15 protein-coding genes are annotated in these 17,585 nt (G+C 32.6%); all 15 read right to left on the reverse strand.

The genetic code is table 11. From position 1 onward, the window contains the following. Window positions 1-22 precede the first annotated feature (22 nt). The gene (locus tag B0I10_RS10665) at window positions 23-364 is read right to left on the reverse strand and encodes a phosphomannose isomerase type II C-terminal cupin domain (protein ID WP_112086505.1); all 342 of its coding nucleotides are present in this window, start codon (window positions 362-364) and stop codon (window positions 23-25) included. Window position 365: 1 nt separating this feature from the next. After that, entirely contained in the window at window positions 366-1,367 is a 1,002-nt protein-coding gene (locus tag B0I10_RS10670; RefSeq protein WP_181456939.1) for a mannose-1-phosphate guanylyltransferase, read from the reverse strand. 173 nt (window positions 1,368-1,540) lie between these two features. After that, window positions 1,541-2,494 carry a GDP-L-fucose synthase family protein gene (locus B0I10_RS10675; protein WP_112086507.1) on the reverse strand — a complete coding sequence of 318 codons (954 nt, stop codon included), beginning with the start codon at window positions 2,492-2,494 and terminating at the stop codon, window positions 1,541-1,543. Between the two features lie 106 nt (window positions 2,495-2,600). After that, a complete protein-coding gene (locus B0I10_RS10680) occupies window positions 2,601-3,536 on the reverse strand; it encodes a UDP-glucuronic acid decarboxylase family protein (RefSeq protein WP_112086508.1) in 936 nt (311 codons plus the stop codon). A gap of 13 nt (window positions 3,537-3,549) precedes the next feature. Beyond that, window positions 3,550-4,593 carry a UDP-glucose 4-epimerase GalE gene (gene galE, locus B0I10_RS10685; protein WP_112086509.1) on the reverse strand — a complete coding sequence of 348 codons (1,044 nt, stop codon included), beginning with the start codon at window positions 4,591-4,593 and terminating at the stop codon, window positions 3,550-3,552. 63 nt (window positions 4,594-4,656) lie between these two features. After that, window positions 4,657-5,868, reverse strand: a complete 1,212-nt coding sequence (locus tag B0I10_RS10690; protein ID WP_112086510.1) for a glycosyltransferase — start codon at window positions 5,866-5,868, stop codon at window positions 4,657-4,659. A 214-nt stretch (window positions 5,869-6,082) separates the two neighbouring features. Beyond that, entirely contained in the window at window positions 6,083-7,225 is a 1,143-nt protein-coding gene (locus B0I10_RS10695; RefSeq protein ID WP_112086511.1) for a glycosyltransferase, read from the reverse strand. Then, a complete protein-coding gene (locus B0I10_RS10700; protein WP_112086512.1) occupies window positions 7,218-8,351 on the reverse strand; it encodes a hypothetical protein in 1,134 nt (377 codons plus the stop codon). The genes B0I10_RS10695 and B0I10_RS10700 overlap by 8 nt, the downstream gene beginning before the upstream one ends. Next, complete coding sequence (locus B0I10_RS10705) at window positions 8,348-9,463, reverse strand: polysaccharide (de)acetylase (protein WP_112086513.1); 1,116 nt, start codon at window positions 9,461-9,463, stop codon at window positions 8,348-8,350. The genes B0I10_RS10700 and B0I10_RS10705 overlap by 4 nt, the downstream gene beginning before the upstream one ends. A 5-nt stretch (window positions 9,464-9,468) precedes the next feature. Continuing rightward, complete coding sequence (locus B0I10_RS10710; protein ID WP_112086514.1) at window positions 9,469-10,650, reverse strand: glycosyltransferase; 1,182 nt, start codon at window positions 10,648-10,650, stop codon at window positions 9,469-9,471. Between the two features lie 8 nt (window positions 10,651-10,658). Continuing rightward, window positions 10,659-11,933 carry a hypothetical protein gene (locus B0I10_RS10715; RefSeq protein ID WP_146740342.1) on the reverse strand — a complete coding sequence of 425 codons (1,275 nt, stop codon included), beginning with the start codon at window positions 11,931-11,933 and terminating at the stop codon, window positions 10,659-10,661. A 39-nt stretch (window positions 11,934-11,972) separates the two neighbouring features. Next, complete coding sequence (locus tag B0I10_RS10720) at window positions 11,973-12,860, reverse strand: glycosyltransferase (protein ID WP_112086516.1); 888 nt, start codon at window positions 12,858-12,860, stop codon at window positions 11,973-11,975. Between the two features lie 1,024 nt (window positions 12,861-13,884). Beyond that, window positions 13,885-15,681 (reverse strand): ABC transporter ATP-binding protein, encoded by a 1,797-nt coding sequence (locus tag B0I10_RS10725; protein WP_245942983.1) that lies wholly within the window; start codon window positions 15,679-15,681, stop codon window positions 13,885-13,887. Window positions 15,682-15,916: 235 nt separating this feature from the next. Next, window positions 15,917-16,957 carry an alpha-2,8-polysialyltransferase family protein gene (locus B0I10_RS10730; protein WP_112086517.1) on the reverse strand — a complete coding sequence of 347 codons (1,041 nt, stop codon included), beginning with the start codon at window positions 16,955-16,957 and terminating at the stop codon, window positions 15,917-15,919. A 15-nt stretch (window positions 16,958-16,972) separates the two neighbouring features. After that, window positions 16,973-17,575, reverse strand: coding sequence for an HAD family hydrolase (locus B0I10_RS10735; RefSeq protein ID WP_112086587.1), 603 nt, complete (start codon window positions 17,573-17,575; stop codon window positions 16,973-16,975). Between the last annotated feature and the right edge of the window lie 10 nt (window positions 17,576-17,585).

A 17,585-nucleotide genomic window follows, 5' to 3' on the forward strand; every position in this document is an offset into this window, starting at 1 on the left:
ATTATTGTTTTATTTTAATTGATTAATTTCTATTGTAATCGTCTTCAATCCGAACAATATCATCCTCTTCAAAAGATTCACCCCACTGTACTTCTATGAAGACAAGATTTTGCTCACTTTTATTCTGAATGCGGTGTTTCGCTTTCAATGGGATAATAGCTACCTCACCAACCTTATAAGTTTGGTCAATCTCATCAATAGTAATAAGCGCCTCCCCTTCAACGATAGTCCAAACTTCCGCTCGATGGAAATGATATTGATAGGACAATCTACCACCAGGCTTTACAACAATTCTTTTTACTTTATGGGTGCTGCTATCGTCTAAAACAAAATACTCTCCCCATGGTCTTACTTCGTGTTCCATATTATTCAATTAAATTTTTATTTTCTATTGCTAATCGTTCATAAATTTTTTTAACCTCTTGTGACCGTTGGATTGGCAAAATCAGTATAGCATCACCGCTCTGGATTACCATCATATCCTCTATTCCATGTAATTCTACGTGGGCTGTCTCGGCAATAATCAAATTTGACTCTTTTACATAAACACCACCTTTTACTGAAAAATAATCATACAAAGCTTCAAAAGAACCCAAATCTGACCACTGAAATAAACCTCTGACAATTTTAATTTTTTTTGATTTTTCCATAATCGCATAATCAATACTTTCCGACGGAATTTGTTGGGAAGCAGCCGCATCTAAAAAATCAGATTGTTTAAGTTGCATTACATGGATGCAAGCCGCTAAAATATCCGGCCTGTATTTTCTTAACTCCTCTAGAAATATTTTACTCCTAAAACAAAAAATTCCACTATTCCATAAATAATTTTCATCAGTTAAAAACTGTAGGGCTTTCTCTTTAGATGGTTTTTCGTGAAAAGCAATAACATCTTCACCATTGCTTTGTATGTAACCATATCCTGTCTCAGCTTTGTTTGGCTTGATTCCAAAAGTTACGATACAATCATTTTCCGCCAATTCAAAAGCACATTCAACTGCATTCTGATAAGCTTCTTTGTTTTCTATGACATGGTCAGAAGGGGTTATTAATAATAGGTCTTCTTCTTGAGCAGTAAGTGCTGCAAAAGTGATGGCTGCAGCCGTGTTTTTAGGCAGAGCTTCTACAATAATTTCAAATGGAGTTGCTTCCTTTTTTCCAAGGATTTGTAGCGACAATTCATAATTATCTATATTCCCAACGACGATAACTTGATCACATAAATTTTTATTATTTTCTATGGTCATCTCAAACAAACTCTTGCCATCAAAAATGGGAATATACTGCTTGGTTCTTGATTTTTTTGAAAGTGGCCACAAACGACTACCGGAACCTCCGGATAAAACTACATGGATTTTTTTTGGCATTATTTATAAAATAAATGATGATACCTTTAAGTAGGTATAAGCTTTTTTTTAGAAGTAAAATTGTTTAATCTTATCATTTTCAAACAAGTATAAACGCTTGTGAGAAAATGAATTGATTATTTAATGCTGGAATTTTATTGAAATATTTTTTAAAATTAAATGTTAGACTTAATCTACATTTTGACCCCTTTTATTTGATTTACATTCTCTAAAAACCAATCATAGGTGATTTGAATACCTGTGGCTAAATCAATCTTTGGCTTCCAACCTAATGTTCTTAATTTAGTAACGTCCATCAATTTTCTGGGTGTGCCGTCAGGTTTAGTGCTATCCCAAATAATTTGTCCCTGATGACCAACTATTTTTTGAATCAACAATGCGAACTCTTTAATAGTTAAGTCTGTTCCTGAACCCACATTGTAAAGATGCTCGTCCAACTTGTTTTCCATCGCAAACAATACGGCTTCTGCCATGTCATCTACAAATAAAAACTCACGCATCGGTGTGCCGGAACCCCAAAGTAGTACTTCTGAATGGTTGTTCGATTTTGCTTCGTGAAATTTTCTTATCATAGCAGGTAACACATGAGAAGTTTGTAAATCGAAATTGTCATGCGTTCCATAAAGATTGGTGGGCATTAGACTCACAAAATCTTTGTTAAATTGCTTTCTAATGGCTTCGCAAGCTTTTACGCCCGAAATTTTTGCAATGGCATACCATTCGTTTGTGGGTTCCAGTGCGGCAGTTAAAAGATATGCTTCTTTTAAAGGTTGTGTAGCTAGCTTCGGATAAATGCAGGATGATCCTAAAAAAATAAACTTTTCAACCTGATGCTGATGGGCTGCTTCAATAAGGTTGTTTTGTATCTGCAAATTTTCCATTAAAAAAGTGTAGGGATAATTGTTATTGGCTAAAATGCCCCCTACTCTCGCTGCCGCATCGATTACAATTTCGGGTTTTTCTAACTCAAAAAAGGCATTGACCTCCGCCTGGTTTCGCAAGTCGAGTTCCTCGCTACTCCTGCCGATTATTGTGTTATATCCTTTGGCTTCTAAAACACGCTGGATTGCCCTGCCCACCATCCCACGGTGGCCAGCGATATATATTTTTTTTTTTAGTAGTGTCATTGATATTTTTGTAGCCTAGCAATTTAAAAGTCAATTTTTCTTTAAAACGTTTTTAATTTACAATTAACTTAAGGAGTTCCTGCATCAATTTTAACCATTTTACATTCTAGATTACTTTCGAAAAGTAATCAATCGTTTTTATCAATCCATCCCTTAATGCGATCCTTGGCTCCCATTGAAGTTCGCTTTTTGCCATTTCAATTACTGGCTTTCTTTGTAATGGGTCATCTTGCGGTAAGGACCTGAATGCAAGTTTACTTTTACTGTTAGTCAACTCAATTGCCAATTGCGCTAATTCAAGCATCGTGAACTCTTTAGGGTTGCCGATGTTTACGGGACCTGTAAAACCAGACCTGGAATTCATTAATCGGTACATTCCGTCAATTAAATCGTCCACATAGCAAAAACTTCTGGTTTGAGTACCGTCACCATAAATTGTGATGTCTTCGCCTTTCAGTGCTTGAACAATAAAATTGCTAACTACACGGCCATCATTTGGATGCATTCTAGGTCCATAAGTATTAAAAATTCGCATCACCTTAATATCTACATTATGCTGTCGGTGGTAGTCGAAAAATAAAGTTTCTGCACATCGCTTCCCTTCATCGTAGCAGGCCCTCGGTCCTATTGTATTTACATTACCCTTATAAGTTTCTGGTTGTGGATGAACTTCAGGATCACCATAAACCTCACTTGTACTCGCCTGTAAAATTTTAATCTTTAATCTTTTTGCTAAACCTAGCATATTTATAGCCCCAATCACACTTGTTTTAGTGGTTTGTACAGGGTCAAATTGATAATGTATAGGACTTGCGGGGCATGCTAGATTGTATATTTCATCTACTTCTAAATAAGTTGGGAAAGTTATATCATGACGTATTAATTCAAAATTTTTATTTTCCAATAAATGATGAATATTTTGACGACTTCCTGTAAAAAAATTATCCAAACACAACACTTCGTTACCCTCTTTTAACAGTCTATCCGACAGATGGCTTCCTAAAAAACCTGCTCCACCTGTTACTAAAATTCTTTTTTTCATTTATTTACTAAGTTTAAATTTTTGTTGTGTTAAATCCTAATTCTATCAACTTTTTTTGCCATTTCCAAGCTGAATCCATCATACTATCAACATCACGATTGGCTGTCCAGCCTAGAAGATCTTTTGCCTTTACTGGTAATGAATAAATAGCTTCAACATCTCCTTCTCGCCTTTCTCCCTCCTTAAAATTAACATTGACACCACTCATTTTTTCAAATGAATTGATGGCTTCAAAAACAGTTACCCCTAATCCACTTCCCAGATTTACTATTTCAAATTTATTTTTAAAATCATCTTGAAATAGTTTTTTTAAAGCTAATACGTGGGCTTCCGCAATATCAGAAACATGTATATAATCTCGAACACATGAACCGTCCCGTGTATTCCAATCTTTGCCAAAAACTGTCATGTGGTCTCGTAAGCCAATTGCCGTTTGAGTAATTATTGGCACTAAATTATTGCTGTGTTTTGATGGGAATTCTCCCAATTCTCCCGAGGCATGTGCACCAACTGGGTTAAAATAGCGTAGTGCAAAAACTTTAATATCACTTATTTCAGATATAGCTTTTAAATATACTTCACCATTTTGTTTACTGTACGCATATGGTGATTCTGCCTTTCTAATTATTGTATGTTCTTGTACGGGTAAATCCGAAGGCTCTACATTTCCATAAACAGAACAAGAGGAAGAAAACACTATATTTCTAACTCCGAATTTTACAGCACAATCTCCAATATTTAAGGTTGCATTATTATTGTTTTTAAAACAAAAAATCGGATTATCTACACTATCGGGAACGGACTTGAGTGCTGCAAAATGAATAATGCCGTCGATTTTATTTTCCTGAAAAATAATTTCTAAAGCATTTTCTTGTGCAATATCAATAGTATATTTGATAAAACTTTTTCCTGCTAATTTTTCTATTAAAGCATACGAAAGTTCTATTGAATTGTAATAATTATCAACAGATATTACCTTATATCCCGATTTTAATAGCTCAACTATTGTGTGGCTACCAATATACCCGGCACCACCTGTAACTAAAATTGTTTTCATTTATTTTTATTTATTTCATAATACATTTCAATTTGAAATACGCTCATGTTAGACTAACGGATTTCAAATAGAGTTATTTACTAAATTGTTGAACAAATCAAGATATTCCAGATACCTATCATTTTTATCAAAATATTTTTCGGCTCTTTCTCTACATTTCAAAGAAATTTCTTTATCGCTCGAAAAGATAAGTTCGATTGCATGTGATAAACCTTTAACATCACCTTTTTCAACTATAATTCCTGTATTTTTGTCTATAGCTTCTGGACTTCCTCCTGTGTTATAAGTCACCACAGGTGTCCCACAAGCCAAGGACTCTAGGTTCGTGGTAGGGAAATTGTCTTGATAAGTCGGGTTGACAAATACATCGGCTGCATTATACCATTTTACCAACTCAAGAACACTTTCAGTTCTTGGAATTCCAATAATTTCGGGTGGTAATAACGCTACTTGTTTTTTTGAAACACCAATTAATACAATTATAGTATTTTCATTTAAAAGTGCTCTTAAACTAATAAAATCTTTCAATCCTTTCCTTTCTGACCATTGACTGGCACAACCCAACACCACTTTTTTACCTTCAATATGAAATTTTTTCTTGATGTCGGAAATTAATGGTCGGAATAGTTCCAAGTCGATACCACTTGGCAGCCAATTCGCTTTAATAGACTTTAAAAAAGAATTTCCAACCATTTCTTTTAGCCACATTGAATGGACAACAAATTGTATTCTTTCTAAGCTTGTAAAAATTCTCTTCTTATCGCTGTAATTTTTCAAAGAATTATCAAAAACATAAGAAGCCGGGTATTTTTTTGTTTTGGGGCATTTTTCGCATTGTATGTGGTACTTTATACAGTTTATGTCATCAAAATAGGAACAATGACCTGTAAACGCCCAACAGTCAAAAAGAGTCCATAAAACAGGAATATTTTTAGCTTTCAAATAATCAAATAATACTTCAATATTAATGTAATAACCATGTAAATTGTGCAAAGCAACAATGTCTGGACCTATTTTATCTATTTCGCCAATAAGTTGGACCGTTGCATCCGTTGAACCAAAACCATGACGGTCGAAAATTGCCGTTTTTAATCCATGTAAAATAACATCATTTTGCTTTCCAATTTTTATCAAACTAGATCGACTTTCTTGATTACCACGACCATAAGCAATATAGCTTTCGTGCCCATTTGCTATGAGCACTTTCCCAATATCTTCTGCAATTCTACCAGTACTTCCTGAATTGACGGTAGTGTTGATTTGGAGGACTTTCATTTACTCTATAAAATTAAAATGTAACATATTGATGATAGTATTGTTTGATGAAATTCGTAGTAAAATGCTACTTTCTATTGGTTTTTTTAAATTGTTACTCAAGGTACCTGAATCTTATAACTCGGATTAAAAAAGGCTTTTAGTGTGTAAAAAAATGCTAATAATCATCTCTTAATAAACAACATTAAAAGAATGACAACTTTTACGTCAATGTTTATTCAAGCAAGATTTCATCATACTTCCGCAATACTGTAACATCATCAAAAAGTTTCGCTCGCTGCTTAGATTGACTTTCAAAATATTTTACGAGACTTGAGTCTGACAAATATTTAATCATATTTTCAGCTAGACTAGTATCATCTTGTTCGGCCATCAAACCATATTCTCCATTGGCAACAATTTCGTGACAGCCACTGCAATTTGTAACTAATGTAGCTTTCCCTAAAATCATTGCTTCGCATAAAACTGTTGGAAGGGCTTCAGACTGGGAACTCATTATAAAAACGTCTGCACTTTGCAAATAAGGATAAGGGTTTTTTACAAAACCTAAAAAACTCACAACAGTATTTAAATTATTTTGTTCAACTAAGGCTTCGAGCTTGTTTTTTTCGGGGCCAAATCCAAGTATGGAAACCCTGAAAACAAAGCCTTTTTCGTTAACAATTTTGGCAGCTCTAATCAATCGGTCAAATCCTTTTATAGGTAGTAGACTTCCAAGAGCAATAAAATGAAATATAGTATGCAGCGGTTTTTCTTCCATCTGCGCCTTTACTCTGACCGCCGTGCAATCAATAAAATTATAAAGAACTTCCATCTTTGGAAAATGACCAAAAACTTCGATAAATTCCCGCTTTGCATCGTTCGAAACAAAGTAAATACCATCTAGTAGACGATACCGTTCTTTTTTTAATTTCTCAACATAAGCCAGATTTTCATAATATTTACTAAAATTATGATTAGTCTTATACGAACCGTGTACCCAAGTATACTTTCTTTTTAAAGACTTAATAAAAAATAATAAATCTGTAAAGTTACCGTCTAAAAAAGAAATACCTACGTCATAATTATTGTGAACTTGTTTCTCTATTCTCGTTCTAAAGAAATAAGTAAATCCTATTTTCTTTTGCAACCACCCTAAAACTCTAACTAAAGTTTTATTATGGAATAAAAAAATTGTATTGACCTCAATCGGTACATCTTTCACATAAACACCATTTTTCAAAACAACGATTAAATCAACGGCAAATAAAGAATAATCTAATTTTCGAAGTAAGTTAATCAAAGTTCTTTCCGCTCCACCTCCTACTAGCGATGGAATTATGAAAACTACCCTTCTTTTCAATTTATCGTTACTCATTTTTTATGTAATTAATAACTTCATCGCTTGATTTGAATTCTACATCGGGCCATCTTTTCACAATTTCTTTAAGCAACATTCCGAACTGCTCAAGATTTTTGGTGCGGTTCTCTTCGTGAATGGAGCCTATAAAATTTAACCTGTGACACCCAATTATCGCTGGTTTATTCCATCTAAATGCAATATTTATTCTTTGCAAACACTCCGAAATCCAATTTATATCAGTATTTAAAGAAGGTTCGAAGAAAGCATTTCGAATTAAATAATGTTGCCCGAACTTGTTTTGCTCCCCAAAAAAATGCCTCTTGTATTGATGACTGTGGATTCCATCTTTTAAAACAGGTTGTATCTGATTTGTCATTCCCTGTAAATAAACTACACCTAACTCAGCTAAGGCCGATTCTACAGCAGAATCCCAAATGTAACAATTTGCTATATACGACTTAGATTCGTAACCAAAATACTGTTTGAAAAAAAGCAAAGCTTCCTTTAAAATAACTTTTTTATTTTCTTTCTCTGCTTCTGAAAAATAATCAAGACCCTCCATAAAATGAAATCGTAATCTATTTGGCTGGGAACTAATGCTTATCATCTGATGATCAAATGCTTTGCGCACAAGTTTGTCGCCTTGTTGCAAAGCTAACATCCATTGATCTACATTTATGTGCTCTCGGCCGTGACATTGGAATCTTAAAAACTTTTCTGTAATTCCGTAGTGCCATGCCGCCTCAACGCCTTCACAGTGTGAATGTTTCTTCCAAGTCGTGGTAAAAGATTCCCAAAAGTAAGATTCAAACTTATGTTCAGCGATTTTATCAAAGTCAGGGTTACCCATAACAGCGTTTGCAGTTACGATGGGATGATTACCTTTATGGTCTTTAACACTCCGAAGTATATCAAACATTGCATTAAAATCATTTACACTTGCCAAAGTATCATACCTAAGGTATGGATCTATTTCTGGATATAAATGTTCTTTGGCAAGCTTATCAAACACAACTTTAGACGGCATTCTAATACTTCCCCAATCATCAGATTCTAAAACAACAATTTTTTTGGAAGTTTTAATTCCGGGTATGTTCACCAAATTTCTTGCAAAATTTGATTTAAACTTATTAAAAATCATCCATTATTTTTACTAATTACATCACCTAACTCAGAGGATGATATAAATTCGACATTTGGCCATCTTTTTTGAACTTTTTTTAGTAATATTTCCAATTGTTGTAGGCCATCAGTACGATTTTTTTCAACTAAACCTCCTATGTAGTTTACTCTGTGCGAACTTATAACTGCTGGCTTACTCCACCTAAATGCATTTTCTATATCTACTAAACAGGAATCGACCCAATCTTTACTTTTGTTACTTGGCTCAAAAAAACAATTTCGGGTGATGTAACGCTGACCATATTTGTTTTTTTGTCCTAGCCAATGTAGTCTTAGCTTTTGAATACCCTCTCCTTGTGGCTCATTTTGAATTTTAGAGGCTGACATAAACTTAACTCCTCCATCTGCAGCTACTTTTTCTAAACTATTATTAAATGGCCCGTTAGGCGGCACAAAAAAATTAGTTTTATAACCATGAATTTGTTCAAAGAGTAACAATCCTTCTTTAATTACCATTTCTTGGTATACAATATCCGTTGCTAACTCAACATCAAATGCTGCCTGGTAGTCGATATTGTATTTATTCTTGTTGGCATAGCCCCAACATTTTTGCTCAAACGCTTTTAGCGTGTGAAAATCTTTGGCTTGCAAATGACGCATCCATACCTGAACATTTAAATGCTCACGTCCATGAAATTGAGGAATAAATAAAAGATTTTTTATTCCTTCTTGCCACATGGAGTATGCATTATCATATTTATATTTTTGTAATGTTGTTGTAAAAGGTTCATAAAAATAAGCCTCGAAATTAGATTCTTTAATTTTATCAAAATCCGGATTACCAACCACACTAACAGCAGTAAAAACCGGATTTTGATTCCTTATATCCTTGAATTTAAGTAATGTTTCAAAGAGAGCTGAAAAATCCGTCGCATTTGCAAGCGTGTCAAAACTAGTATAACGCTGCCTTTCTTCATTACCTAAATCTATACTGTTCAAAACAAGCTGATTTCTAACTGCAATCGAAGGCATACGAATACTGCCCCAATCATCGCTTTCAATAACTACGATTTTACGATTGGTTCGCCAGCCGGGCAGGTTGGAGAGGTTTTTAACGATACTTTTTAACATTGTTTTTATTGACTTAAATTTTCGTTCTTAACTTCATCTGCCAGCACAGATGCAAAAACCTCTTCCCACTTCTTGTAAGTTTCTTGGTAAGAAAAGCGTAATACATTATCAAAGCCATTTTTTGCGAACTCAGCGATTTTTTGCGGATTACGCATTAAATTAGCTGTCTGTTTAACATAATCATTTACATCAAAGGGTTTAATCAAAATTCCATTTTCTTGATGTGAAATAATATCGGAAGCAGCCGAATAAGAATCGAAAAGCATCGGTACACAGCCATAGCTTTGTGCTTCTATCAAAACATTACCAAAACCTTCAAATGCAGAAGTCATGTGGAACAGTTTTGCTTTCCTGTAATATTGATTAGGGTTCACTTTTCCAAAAAAAGATACCCTATCTAATCGATGTTCCAAGCAAAAATCTTCCATGTATTGTTGATCTTCCCCTTCCCCACATACCCAAAACTCCCAATCTCCATGCTCAATATGCAACTGCTTCCAAATTTCAAGCAATAAATCAACTCGTTTTTGAAGTATATTAAGCCTTCCAACAAATAAAACAATATTATCTTTCTCTAGAGTTGACAGAACTAAAGCAGGTCTTTGAAAGGGATTACCAATGCCATGAAGCTTTGATTGATATTTTTTGAGACCAGGTGCTAGAAAATATAACTCATCTATAAACCTTTCGGAAAGCATCACAAATGCATCAGTATTTTTAACGATATATCGCAACTCTGTTTTTTGTTTCAAAATATGATAACCTAAAATGAACTTTCGTAGAAGATAGTTGTTTATAAAACTAATTTTTTTATTCTCTAAAAATGTAGTTATAAAAAGGTAATGATTTTGATAAAAATTGAGAGGGTTAATATGTAAATTATTAATTATTCGTGTAGTTGGACTTTTAACTCTCAAAATAATTTTTGTAAACTTCGGAGAATACCCCTCTTGATTTATTATAACATCAATAACTTCCTTCGCAAGAACTTCTTTCAATTCTTGATCAGTTGAGACCTGAAAAAAAAACCTTTTAGATTGTAAGTAATTACAATCTTTTGAAGTAAAAGAAATAATGCTTACATGATGATTATAATTTGTGAAAATCTTTGAAATACTCTCGGTAACACGTTGCACGCCCCCCGCGTTTGGATCAAATGGATGCGAAATGATGATAGCTATATTCATTTGTAAATTTAATCTATCAATAATCCGATGACACCACGTATAGAATAATCGCCATCACCCAAAAGCCATGAAAATTGTGGTAATAAAAACACGAAAAAGCTAAAATTTTGAAGGATATCCGACAATTGAAATAAGACCATAGGAATTGAGGAAATTAAAAAAGCAATAAATCCAATATTTATAAAGCACAAAGTTTTCGTACCGATTCGATAATTTTTCAAAACAAATTGAAGATGAATAGCGGCAGCAAGTAAAAATGTGGCGGCAATCATTTTAGTTCTCCCTTGCAAAGCAGGCGAAAAAGCCACAAAGTTAGAAAACGAATACAATCCCAAACCAACAGCTACTAAAAAAGTTAAACTAGAATCCGTATTTTTTTTCAAAAAAATAAAGATTAATAAAAAAGATAAGCCAACAATACTATAATTTAAATAGCTTGTCTCTCCAGAAGCCTTATAAAAATTCATGTCAGCTTTCGCTTTATTTTTTTCTGAACTTACTTGTTTAAACAACTTTGCTTTGTCAGCTGAATCAATAACGGTAAATTTTTGTTTCTGCTCAAGTAATTCAGACTTCGGAATATAAGACTGAAAAACCGAAAAACTCGTCGTCGTAAAAAATGAGAGGACATATAGACCAACCAATATATTTTTTCTTTTTTGTAATAGATAAGCACAGATAACCGGTAATAGAATAATTGAGTAAGAGAAATGAACAAAAACTGAAAGCAAAATAACAAACAAATATTTTTTTTCTTTTGTTGTAGCATAACTAAATGTGCCATAAAAAAATACCCACATAGCCGTCCACATTCTAATGGAGTTAAGTGCACCTATACTTTTAATCAATAAAAATAAAATTATTAATCCGATTAATGGTAGACTTTTTTTTGTGATTATATTATTTTTTAGAACAAGAAGAATTGATTTCGAAAAAAAATAACCCAATACAAGTCCGGTAAAAAAGTGAATTAATTCAGGTGTTTGAAATAACGAAGCAGATATAAAAGAAATAATATGTAAATAAATATCAGAGACAATTTCAGTTGAATTAAAAGTTAGTATCTCATACGATTTTTGAAAAAAATCAATAAAAGTCATGTCTAAATAATAATTCTCTGCATTTTTTAAATGTGTATGACCGTCCGTACCTTCTACATATATGAATATACTTCCTAACAAACCAAAAAACAATGTGCCAAAAAATGTCAAAGTTTTTTCATCTTTTAACTTAAATAAGTTTAAAGCCCCTAAGAAAGGAGAAAATAAAAAAAGTAACAACAAATATCCCCTTTGCTTTTTACTTGTTAGTAGCATAATATATCAGAAAAAATATTCGTGATTAGGCAAATTAGCAATTAATTGTTCTCTAATACCAAAGTAATCAATAGCCATTTGAAAACGTTCATCCATGACATTTTTACCAGGAGTTTCTTTAGGCTTGGTTTGATTAGTTTCAGGAATAGCAAAATACAAGGTTCTGTCTGTTTTACTTCCCAAACAGATTTGCTTGGTACCATTTGCAACTGCTGCGGCCCAAAACCAAATATCGGAACCTCTACCAGGTACAATTTTATGAATAGCTTCATTATTTGTAACTTTAACATGTAATGATCCTGATGGGTAATAAGTACCCGAACCCCCCAAAAAATATACCTGTGGGCTTGGTGTTGCATAGCTTGCTACTTTTTTTAATCTGTAAAACATCTTTAATTCACCATTTTTTTTGACTAATTGTTTTGCAACGTGCCCAATAATAGCACCTTGATTAACTTTTGAACAATTTATCAATTTTTCTATTACATGTTTACCGTAAATCAATTCATCGTCGAATGTTATTACGGCTTTCTCGGGATATTTTTCAACAACCGGTACTAATTTTTTAACCGCAAATGTATTGTTCTTAACCCACAAAATCTCTAGACCTCTTTTTACTAGTTTATTTAAATACGTAGGTACTATCAAATCTGGCCATTCCTCTTCAGACAAAACTAAAATCCACTTCTGAGGTACTTCAGTTTGCGTATTTAATGCTTCAAAAACGGCAGGCAACAAATGTGCCCGCTTAGGATAACTGGCTATAGAAACTACAAATTGAGCTTTTGGGTTCGTACGGAATTTAGAATTATAAAATAGTGCTAGCAAATGCCATTTTCTATAAATCAATAGATTTCTTAGTGCCACTAATTGCTGTATTAACTTAACATTCATTCTTTTTATTTCTAATTATTAGTCTAAATTTAAAAGTAGTATTACCTAAATAAATGATTTCGGTATAAAGAGCTTCTTGATTCTTTATTGATAATAATGTACAAAATATACCTGCTATAAATCCATCAAAAAAATTTCTTAGAAATTGTCTAAAAACTTTGAGTGGTAAGAAAATTAGTCCTTTTCAGAATTATAAAAATCGTAGTAAGGTAAATGATTTTTTAATTAGATAGCATCCAACAAGGTACTCGTACAACCATATTCAATAAATTCAAAATGTTTCTTATAATAATGAACATAATACTTCTCTGTTTTTACCCACACCCGCAAGCCTTAGATATTTAACAGCTTCATTTCTCCAAACGTACTGCCTTGTTTGGCATATTTTTATTAAAAAGACCTCGAAATTACTTGTTCTCAATTTCTTTTATTAACAAATAAAAAGTTGGTAGCATCTCACTATTGAGAGCGGGAGGCAAGAGCAATTTTTTACGAGTTCAACTTGTTTGCTAAATAAAATTTTATCGGATAAATTCTTTAAAAATACCATTACCAATAATACATATATTTACTTTTTTTAAAATAATATTGTTGAAATACTGTTGTAAAATAGGATCCGAAATAAAAAAAATTTAACATCTTGTACTCTAAGTGGGAACATCTCTCACAACACCTTAAACATATGCACCGTGTTGAACCAAAATACAAATATTGTTCTGCTAAATTGATGACCAAACGTTGCACGAACCTCATCGCGTAGATTACTAATTCATGCTAAGTATAATTTTGGGTTGCAGTATATCTAGAATGATATAAATTATATATTTTTTAGCACAGTTAAAAAGAACTAACTTCCATCATATGACAATAAAAAAACTAATATTTTTTCTTGCTTAATAACTTTAAAGCAATAAATGATTTTTGACCATGTTTATCATAAAAAACATTTATTTTACCCGTTACTGCTTTTAAAAGTGAGGTAATCAGTTATTGTCAGGTTTAATTAAAATATAAAACTAGTTTCTTACAACCCTTGTAATTGTATCATTTTACCAAACAAAGTGGACGAATGTATCAACTCCTCATAAGTACCAATCTGCTCTATCCGTCCCTTATTCATCACTACAATCCTATCAGCATTGCGTATTGTGGACAGACGATGAGCAACAAGAAGTATTGTGTATTTTCCTTTCAATGCATCGATACTTTCCTGAATTTCTTTTTCTGTCTCGGTATCAAGGGCAGAGGTAGCTTCGTCCATAATTAAAACATCAATATTTTTGTATAGCTCACGTGCTATCGAGATACGCTGCTTTTGACCTCCACTCAAATTGATGCCGTCATTTCCCAAAATGGTCTTTGATTGGTCAGGCTGCTCATCGATATAATTCTTTATTGATGCTTTCGATATAGCCTCATCATATCGTCCTAGACTATTGATGTTAGGTTCGTCCCATAGTGTTACATTATTGAAAATTGTGTCGCTAAAAATTACGGGATCTTGAGTGATATAGCCTAACTTTCGCTGATACGTTGCCAAATCAATTTCATTTCGATTCACGCCATCTATGTGCATTAATCCGCTGTCAACAGGCATTAAACCAGCTAAAACGTTAACCAAAGTTGTTTTTCCACTCCCACTTTCTCCTACAAAAGCTACAGTTTCGTTTTTACTAATCTTTAAATTGATGCGGTCTAGCACAGTTACTGAATTGTAATATAAACTAATATCTTGCAGCACTATTGTACTCTTTAATCCATCAACCGTTTGATTACCTTTAAGTTCTTTCTCAACTTTAATTTCTTGCTGGAAGTCTATTAAATTTTCAAGTGAACCGTATTGCTCCAGAAAACGATTGTAGGAATTTTGTAAATTTAATAACGAAGAAAGGGCTCTGTAAAAAAATAATAAACTAATTAAAATAGGTCCAAGTGAAGCCCCCAAAATTTGAGTTTGTATGATAATAACTACAGCAACTACAGATATCAAAATTGGTTCTCGTGATGATTCAAGCAGTGCACTCAACTTACCTATCTTAAACCTGCTATTTTCAATCGCATGTATACTGGCACGCAATCGATTCGAATATAGATCTAATAAGGCAGTGGCTTTTAAATATTTAAAATTTGCTACATACTGTATAATTTGCCCCTGATAGAGATGGGAATCGTTTGTAAAAGCGACAGAAGCTCCCTTAGTTTTTTTATAAATCGACTTATATAAGATATTGGTAACACCACCACCAATAGACACAAGCAAAGCAAAACGGGTATCAACATAAAAAGCAAAACCCACATAAACCAAAACCATTAGGCCTTGTTGAATCGCATTGGCATAATTATAGAAGGCTCCCGATGCCCTTTCTACCTCAACAGACATTGTGTTTTGAATACGACCAACATCAGAAGTGACAAAATATTTGTAGCGTATTTCATTAAAATCATTCAAAATTTTATTCCGTAAATTATCAATAAATAACCGACGTAATAAGGCATTATAAGTGTTCGAAAAATATTTCACGATTCCTTTGACAGTAAAAAAGAAAATCATAATTACCAAAACTGTAATTAGCGTTAATTCCAGACCAACATTTTTAATTCCTTCCACCAAAAAGCTAAGATTTCCTAGGGAGGAACCTGCTGATTGTTCCGTCTGATTGACCATCTCTAGTAAAGGCATAAACATAGCCAAACCAAAACCATCCATAATCCCAACCAGAATACCAAGAAGAATCATAATAAACATGCGGTAACGCAATTGTATATAAAAATACAAGAAATTACGCAGGTAATTTTTAATTAGTTTATTGAATGCTGTCATTTATACTTAATGTATTTTATTCTTGTTTTTTGAACTTTTTATTCAAGGAATGGGCGAACTAAATAAGGGTTTTAAAGAGCTTTCGTGTTGTTGTTTTTTTAAAATACCTTGATTGAACTTTAATTAAATAAAAAATTTCAAACTATTAAATTTTACGTAATTTATTTATTTGTTGACGCTTTTTTGATATTTTATTCAAAAAAAAACTTACAAATGTGTTAAATGAAGAGTAATATTATAACTGCTGAACTAATTCATTAAATCCATTTATGGAATCAAATCTCGATTTTGGTCTATCCTTTAATAAATACAATAGAGAATATGATTGATGTCCGAAAATAGAGGCATAAAAAAGTAGTGATGACACAAATCCGATTACTTTTAAATTTTTAGAGCTTAAAAATAGCCCTTCAGCCACAATTTCACTTGGTAATATCTCAAAGTGAATAGACAAATCTTTTAATAGGCGCACCAACCTCGAATTCTGCTCTCTGCTGGATGGCCTTAACTTTATAAAGACACAATTATCATGTCTGTAATTTAGTTTGTGTAAGGTTGCTAATACTATATTTTTATACTCAATATCATCAATTAAATAAACATCGGGGTAAGTCTCATCTATCAATAATATGCTTTCATTCAACCTATAATCCGCACATAATATCGTAATCTCTTCATTACTAAAGTTTGGACTAATTTTTGTTTTTTGAGTTTCTAGAACACCTGGAAAACAGTAATTGCTTAGTGAATAATATTTGCGTAGCAGATTATATTGATAGGATTGAGAGTGGTAGGGCAAAGAATGAACCTGAGATGTAAATCCCCGTAAGCATCTAATTATTTCATTTGCTAAGCTTTTAAACTTATAATCTCTAAATGAGGACGAGATAGCAGTTCTGGTAAAATCCTCCAAATGTAACGGTTTCATATAGCTATCAGTACCTTCCTCAAAAAAATGAAATAATTTACATCTTTTATTTGTAACTAATAACTTTTGATAATTGTGCATAATATCAATAAATGCGGTAAAATCATCACCCTCAGTGATTTGGTAAACATACTTATCAAAAGATTTCACAGCATTAACGGATTTAATTTTCTTAAATAAAGATTTATTTTGTTCAGCAAATCCAGACACTACCTTACCAACTTGAATAGGTAATTTGTAGTCCGATGTGATAATAATTACGTCATTTAAAAGTAGTTTTTCATGACGAACTATAGAAATACACATTAAAAATGTAATGGGAGAATGAACAGTAAATATATATTTCATAGGTAATTAATGAGATTAAAAAATAAAACTATAATTAGTTTTACTTTTTACAATTTCGTCCGAATTATAGGCCATAAATAAAATTCCGTTCGCATCGGCGGCCTCCCAATCATTTATGCTGTCCCCAATAAGAACGCATTTGCTATGATCATATTTATGAAGATCAATAAGATCTTTAATCAAAAAAATTTTAGCTGTCGGTGAACCGTGGACAGAATCAAACAGATACGAAATTTTTAGGGATTCACAGAGATATCTCAATTCTTCTTGATCTGAACCTGATGTTATGTGCATTTTATAATTACCCTGATTGCGTTTTACAAAATCTAATGTTTCTGAAAACAATAAATCTTCATTTAATAATAAATCTTTCATAATAACCGAAAAACGCGTTGCCAAAATTGTAATTTGTTCCTCCATTACAGATTCATTTCTAATTTTTTCAAAAAAATAACGAAATTTAACATAACGTGACAACCCTCCATTTGCTTTGTGAAAAGAAAGTAATTGTTCAACTTGTTCAGGTGGATAATCCGCCAAAACTTTTTCAAAACCGGTATTTCTGATGGCATTTGAATCCATTAGTACACCGTCAAAATCCCAAAAAATAACATTCATAAACACTTTT

The organism is Flavobacterium lacus, from assembly GCF_003268815.1.
GTDB classification, from domain to species: domain Bacteria; phylum Bacteroidota; class Bacteroidia; order Flavobacteriales; family Flavobacteriaceae; genus Flavobacterium; species Flavobacterium lacus.